The organism is Methylicorpusculum sp., from assembly GCF_030651835.1.
Lineage (GTDB): Bacteria > Pseudomonadota > Gammaproteobacteria > Methylococcales > Methylomonadaceae > Methylicorpusculum.
On sequence record NZ_JAUSBX010000098.1, the window covers coordinates 1 to 6,813 of the forward strand.

The following is a 6,813-nucleotide window of genomic DNA, read 5'->3' on the forward strand; positions in this document are numbered from 1 at the left end:
CAGCGCGCAGGATGCAGCGGCCTCCGGGTGTCTTTTCTTTTGGATACTTTTCTTTGGACAAGCAAAGACAAAATCGGCGGGAACGATTTTGAACAGCTTTAGCTGGCCCGAAGGGCGAAACCCAGGGATGGGTTTCGTAGCAGTATCGCGGTTGTCGGTCCGCGAACCGACTCCACTTAAGCGTCGCGATAGCGACACAAAGCCTTTTTTTAGGTTTCAAATAAACCAAATCTTATAGTTAATCCGGAAAAACGAATAGTTTAACTATCTGATTTTCTATGGTGTTTTAATGCGTTTGACCTGCCGGAAAGACGCTGTTGCTGAAGCCTAATTTATAATCAGGAAATACTTTGCATAACAACATGCCCGCCTTGAATAGCTGCGAAGGTAATTGAAGGTTTATGCAACAGGGACGTATCACATTTCACATAACCGTTACCAAACGTTAACAGTTTTTTCACACTTCGAACATACAGTGCATTTTGTGACGCAGTTCACACCCTTAGTTTCGGCTTGCCGGGCGGGTGCGGCTTTGTCACCTTCCATCAAGAGGCCGATGCTCTGCAGCGACAATCCCGGCCTTTTCATTTTTCTCCCATGTTTGGTTATAAAGAGAGATCACTCAATGAATAACAAAATTGAACATACTATGGTAGTCACGAACAACGTTTCGTTTACCCGCAGTTGTTCCCGCAAGGCTTTGGGCTCCGTAATCGCCCTGACTTTGATGGGTTTCGGCACGGCACAAAATGCATTCGCGCTCGAGGATTTCCGGGTATTGCCTTACCTGCAGCAGCCCGGCACGGACGGCATGCTGTTTACCTGGTTTACTGAAACGAATCAGAACGGTTCGATTATGATCGACGGCCCCGGTTTGGCAAACCCTTTGCATTTCGGCAGTTCGCCCTCGTATCAAGCGAAGCTTCAATATACCCAAGCGGAACTCAATCAATCGATCACGGGTCTCGACAAGGGCTCTTGGCTGTCCTCTAACGACAACTACAAACATTCGGTCGATGTCCGTGGATTACAACCCAACAGCACCTACACCTACACGGTCACTCAAGGCGACAGCGTATTTACGCGTGAATTCAAAACGGCGCCGACCGCGCAAGACTGGAGCCATATTCGCTTCATCGCAATGGCCGACAGCGAGACCGAGCCGTTGGGCCGAGCCACGCACCGAGAATGGCAGCCCGGAACAATCGCCTCAGGTAGCCGCCCTTCCTTGTCCAACAGCCAATGGGCGACGCAATTCGGCACCAGCGGCAGTGGCGCAAACCAAGTTTTACGCTACGCTGTCACTGAAACCGAAGGCTATAAACAGAACTTGGCCATCATCGACTCGCGCAATCCCGACTTTATTATGATGCCAGGCGATTTGGTCCAAGGCGGCGGCTACCAACCGGGATGGGATGAGTTCTTTAAACATAATGCCGGAGAATTCGACGACGTGCTGACCAAACGCGCGATACTTCCGGCACTGGGCAACTGGGAAAACTTCGGTGCCTTGAACGGCGGTTACGGGACGTTTAATGATCCTACTTTCGGCAACAACGTGTTCGGCCCGAAATTCGGACGGGAAAAATATAAAACCTATTTCGATATGCCGGAAAACGGTACACCCAATCACCAAGGAAATTATTACCGGACCGACTACGGCCCGGTCACAATCATCACGCTGGACAGCTCGAATGGTGAGCCCGATGACCGCCCGCAAAATTACGGCGGAACGGGTCAGCCACCGAAGTTGACCGGTCAAGAATATACCGGCCCCGGCACCGACACACAAAATAATTTTTCAAGAGAGCAATACGAGTCGTTCGGCGGTAATGATCTATCCGATTTCAACCCCGGCTCAATCCAATCGGAATGGGCGCGCGCCCAGCTTGAACAGGCAAGGGAACAAGGACAAGTCATTTTCGTGCAATTTCATCACGCGCCTTACAGCGATGGCGAACACGGACTTCCGATGAATCATCAACAATCCAGCGGACAGGGCGGCACACCGATGCGTCACTATCAACCGATGTTCGAACAATTCGGCGTCGCGGCCGTATTAAGCGGTCATAGTGAAATGTTTGAAAGAAGTTTCGTTGATGAAAATGGCGACGGCATCGGTGTTTACTACTACGATGTCGGTGTCGCGGGCGATGGACTGAGAGGCGAAAGAAGAAACAGCCCCGGCTTCGACAATAACCGTCTACAGTACAATCCGTTCAGTCAATGGTCCGCCGACGAACACGAAGCCGAAGTATGGGACATCATCAACGGTGTCGAGCAATTGGTCGCAGGTGGCAAGCATTACGGCCATTTGGAAGTCAATCTCTATAAACGCGACGACGGTTACGATTTACTGGAGTTAATCCCGGTTTACAGCTTCCCGTTGCTGGACGATAACTACAATCTGCTGGGCACCGAGCGCCGCGTTTACGGCGATAAGATCAGTTTATTCATCACCGAAAATGGTTCCGTTAAGCCGGTCCCACTCCCACCTACCCTTTGGCTGTTGGGCAGTGGTTTGTTAGGCCTATTGGGTTTCTCGAGAGTTAAACGTTAATCACTCAATCTGAAAGCGCTGGCTTCCGTTCCAGCGCTTTCTATCGGTCGCTTAGATTCTTAATGGGCCGTGCGGATCGGCTTGCAATTCCCAAGCATGACTGCGTCGCTTCTAGCCTAGTTAACCCTGCAGCCCCCTACCCATCCGCTATATCGCTCCCGCTACTGGTATCGCAAGCTTTTGTCCGTGGCTAACTTTACTACCTCATTTTCCACTTTTTTCCAGCCAATTGGTTTTAAAATAATTGTAGAAAAATATAATATTTCCTGATTATAAAGATGCTTCAGCAACAACGTCTTTCCGGCAGGGCTATTTTGTTCGAGAGCAAGGCGCGGAAACAGGCGCATAGCAAGCTATGTAACTGTTTTCGCAACGCTGCTATCGGACAAAAGAGCGCGTCAGAAATCCGCAAATGTGGCCGCGCGAAGTATATATTTCATCGTATGATTAATCCCAAGCCTATCAAATCCTGGGCAGCGCTCTTGAAGACCTCCGCGCATTTCCCATTTCCGTGCGCCGTGAAGCGGATTATCAGCTCGACTTAGCCAGCATGGTTGCGAACCACGCGACTGGAAACTAATGAATACGGTTGGTCATGGGGTTAAAGAAATTCGAATTCGCGACGAAACCGGAGCATTTCGCGTGCTCTATGTCGCCAAATTTGCCAACACTTCTATCTGGTGCACTGTTTTCAGAAAAAACCCAGAAAACCAGTCAGGCAGATATCAATTTAGCTGCCAAACGCTGTCGTAATTTACTAAAGGAGCTAACCTAATGAACATCGAGCCATTTTCCAGTGTGTGGGACGTTATCGAAAAAACGCTAGAGGAAGCCGAGAACATGAAACTTCGTTCGACTCTAATGGGGATTTTAAGAGAGCATATTACCCGCACTGGATTAAATCAAGCGCAGGCCGCCAAACTGTTCGGCGTTACCCAACCGCGTCTCTCTGATCTTATTCGCGGCAAGAACAATTTGTTTGGTCTAGATGCCCTAGTCAATATGGCCGCATCAGCCGGTTTACATATAGTGATAGGGGTGCGAGGGGCGGCATGATAATACTGCAGAATGGACCGTGGCATGTTTTTCCGGGGTTAATACTGGTCAGGCTCCTTTATAAGGATAATTCATTATGAAAACTGCTAATCAAAAAAGAGCAGTTGGCATGTGTCTTGTAAACCCGTTCGTGCTGAGCCAAGTCTAAACATGAAGGGTCTATAATACTGTCACCGGCTTGGTGAAACCTCAAAATACCCTTCACCCCTCAACAATCTCAGGTCGAACGGCAGTTTGAGGCTCTCAGTTGCACTTTTTTAGGTTAAACAAATCGTCCGCATATCGCCGATCACCTGAACGACCAGACTACCTTTGACCCAAAAAAGCAACCTGACCCCTTTTTTGTAAAACTCCGTGGATGGCTGAAGCCGGGTATTGAAGTAAAACACAAACCGACCGGCTGTACCTGTACCCGGTCGGTTTGTAGAATGCTTAGAGCGATTTACGGCGTTTCAAATTGAACACGAAGCCCATCATGCCTACCGACAACAACAACCAGGTTTCAGGTTCCGGAATCGTTGTCGTTGTTTGCGAGAAGCGTTGGTCGAAACTGTTCAGACTTGCCGTAACCGGAAGGTTATTAATGCCATCGTTGTCGGCCCACACCAGGATATTTTTGCTGACATACACTTCTTTTTGCGGTGCGAATGCGGCGGCATCGGCCAAATTTACGACATCAAGAGAGTCTTCGCCCGGACCGATCAAATCGCCGTCCAGCCAACTCAACTCGACTTCTTTGGTGCCGAGATCGCCATCGCTCAAGATATTACGAACAGCAGCCTCCGTCTTGCCGACCTGTTCGCGAATATAAACGCCGTTGTCACCGGATTCGGTTCTTTCTGCTAACATCGTCAGGCTGTTATCTTTGATGAACAGATCAGGACCGAGTACCGTATCGATTACCGTCACCTTGAAGCCGAAAAACAGATCGATAAATTCAAATAAACCGTCGCTCGTTACCAATAAATCATTGGTAACGAAGCTCAAGCCGGGATTCAACAGACCGGGGGTCGAAGCAAGACCCGTGACCGTAATGGAATTGAGCAGACCGTCAAAATCGTAATTTTGAAAACTAGAGTCACTTATATCTTTATCCCACCAAAAATCACTAAACAACTTATCTTCGACTTGTATCGATTGATTTTCGTTAATGAGCGTCCCTAACGACACCGCTTGCGCGTTGCCGTTCATTGACAATGCCAGCAACATAGCCGACAGGTAACGTATTAAATGTTTCATGATCTATACCTCTTAATGTTTTTAAATGTTGTTTAAACTGGTTTGGTGTTTCGCAGCGGCAATACAAACGCTGCCGCTTGCGAGACGAACTTGAATCATTTGGATTGAAGCGGGCTGGAAGCCCGCTTCGTTAGCCGCTATTCCCGCAACCGCTTAGTCGAGACGAGTGGTGCAGATTTTGACGTCGTTCGGCGTGATTCTGCCGTCTCTATCGGCATCGCGCAGATCGCCTGGCTGGGCTAATTGTCCGCGCGCCCGGCTGATCAGACGGAGGTCATCCCGATCGATTACGCCATTTCTATTTGCATCGCATACCCTGGCGCCAGAAATCCATTCCTTAGTTACGCTGTCAGTTAGCGCACCGACCGCACCTTCAATGAAGTCAAAACCTGGATTACTGCCGGTATAGCAATATTGGGCTATACCATTTACGTCAGCATTGGCAAATCCAGCGTTAGGATTGACACCGGTGACGCTATAGTCAACACGCACACCAGGTACCGGATCGCCATTTTGGTCGGTTACCAAACCGTCTACGCAATGTTCCGTACCCACTGGATTGGTAGCGGTTTGCGGTGACAGTTGCAAGCTGGTAACAATTGCAACCTCTGCGAGTGATTGACCGCCCGGATAACCGTAAGAGTCGAAACTGTCGAAACCATAGACAAAGACACCGAAAGGGAGCGATCCGATTAGGTTATGACTGCCCAAACTTACAGGCACTTGTGCACCGGAGAAACCCGAAGATCCGATTGATGAAAAACTGGCTGCGGGGATTGGTGCACCGTCCAAATTGATGCCGCCGACTGCCGCACTCGGTGCGACCACGTTGACATAATTAGTATTAAATCCGCTGGCCGGTGTGGTCACCGTGTAATTACCCAAAAACTGCTCGAACGGCGGAATCAACATCATGAACGGGTCCGAAGTTACTCCGTCGAAAGACGAGCCGTTGGAATATTGCGCAACCAATACCGGGCCGGTTGCGGTGATGATGGCTGGTCCGTCGATGATTCGTTCGTGAAACTGACCGGGATTCAGCGTTGCGACACTGACATCGTTGATAAAGACTTCAGTGTTGGCAGCGCTTGCCAAAATGCGGAACGTATCGCCCCGTAACCGTGTGGCCAAAGGCATCGTCACAAAGGATTGACCCCAGGTGTTGGTGGGCGGTAATTGCTCAACGAGATGGTCGCAAGCAACACTTCCTGCCGGGATATTCGCGCATTGATGGCCGCCAAACACCGCAATGGGTTTATCGGACGTGATCAGGGTGCCGGACAAATCAGCCGGAGAGCTTAACGTGCTTCGCAATTGATAGGCCTCGCCTTGGTCCAGGATGATAGTGTAAGGAACATTGGCCGAGCGACCGGCACCCGCGTTTACCGTTGGGTTAATCGTAATGGACGTATTCTCTTCAGTCGCGACGATGCCAAATTGCGTTGCATTAAGGACGTTGATGTTCCGATAACCCAGATTGAAATATTCCGTACCCAAGATATCGACCGGCAGTCCCAGAAAGGCATCGGTTGTGAACTGAACACGATTTAGACCATAGACGCTTACTTCGTCATCAGCGACAACATGAATGCCTTTGTTTTGAATGCTATCTGTCCCTGTCACAGCAACGGATGCGGGAAGCGTTACAGTCGTTACCGCGCCGGGTGTTACTGTAAAATTTTCCGACACTGATAAACCAGGCACACTCACTGTGCCAGAAGTTGCAATATCTCCGGTGATAAACAAGCTCAGCGAGGGTGAGCCAAGGTTTTCATTGAACATTAACCAGAATTCCGTGCCCTTGCTGTCCAAAGCTGCTAGGAGCCTGTCCGAGAATAGCATAGAGAGAAGGATTATTTTTTCGAAAACGCATTAGAATATTCGAATATTTATATGTTATGCCGGTGTTTTGTACCTTTTAACCTATAAAATGGCCTCTTGTCTTGCTAATCTCCCCT

At 49.3% G+C, this 6,813-nt stretch carries 4 protein-coding genes and 1 pseudogene; 3 read left to right on the forward strand and 2 right to left on the reverse strand.

Annotation, left to right across the window (positions count from 1 at the left end; translation table 11 throughout):
- The first annotated feature begins 625 nt into the window (after nucleotides 1-625).
- The 3 genes and pseudogenes from Q7V32_RS13390 (at nucleotide 626) to Q7V32_RS13395 (ending at nucleotide 3,616) form a co-directional block, all read left to right on the forward strand.
- Nucleotides 626-2,560, forward strand: coding sequence for a metallophosphoesterase family protein (locus Q7V32_RS13390; RefSeq protein WP_304897488.1), 1,935 nt, complete (start codon nucleotides 626-628; stop codon nucleotides 2,558-2,560).
- Nucleotides 2,561-3,112: 552 nt separating this feature from the next.
- Nucleotides 3,113-3,313 (forward strand): annotated as a pseudogene (locus Q7V32_RS20835) (type II toxin-antitoxin system RelE/ParE family toxin); the annotation flags it as partial.
- A 21-nt stretch (nucleotides 3,314-3,334) separates the two neighbouring features.
- On the forward strand, nucleotides 3,335-3,616 hold the full coding sequence (locus Q7V32_RS13395) for a helix-turn-helix domain-containing protein (protein WP_304897489.1): 282 nt from the start codon (nucleotides 3,335-3,337) through the stop codon (nucleotides 3,614-3,616).
- Between the two features lie 432 nt (nucleotides 3,617-4,048).
- Here Q7V32_RS13395 and Q7V32_RS13400 read toward each other — a convergent pair whose 3' ends face one another.
- Together Q7V32_RS13400 and Q7V32_RS13405 are read right to left on the reverse strand one after the other, a co-directional pair.
- Entirely contained in the window at nucleotides 4,049-4,855 is an 807-nt protein-coding gene (locus Q7V32_RS13400; protein WP_304897490.1) for a PEP-CTERM sorting domain-containing protein, read from the reverse strand.
- A gap of 153 nt (nucleotides 4,856-5,008) precedes the next feature.
- A complete protein-coding gene (locus tag Q7V32_RS13405) occupies nucleotides 5,009-6,637 on the reverse strand; it encodes a hypothetical protein (RefSeq protein ID WP_304897491.1) in 1,629 nt (542 codons plus the stop codon).
- Nucleotides 6,638-6,813: the final 176 nt, after the last annotated feature.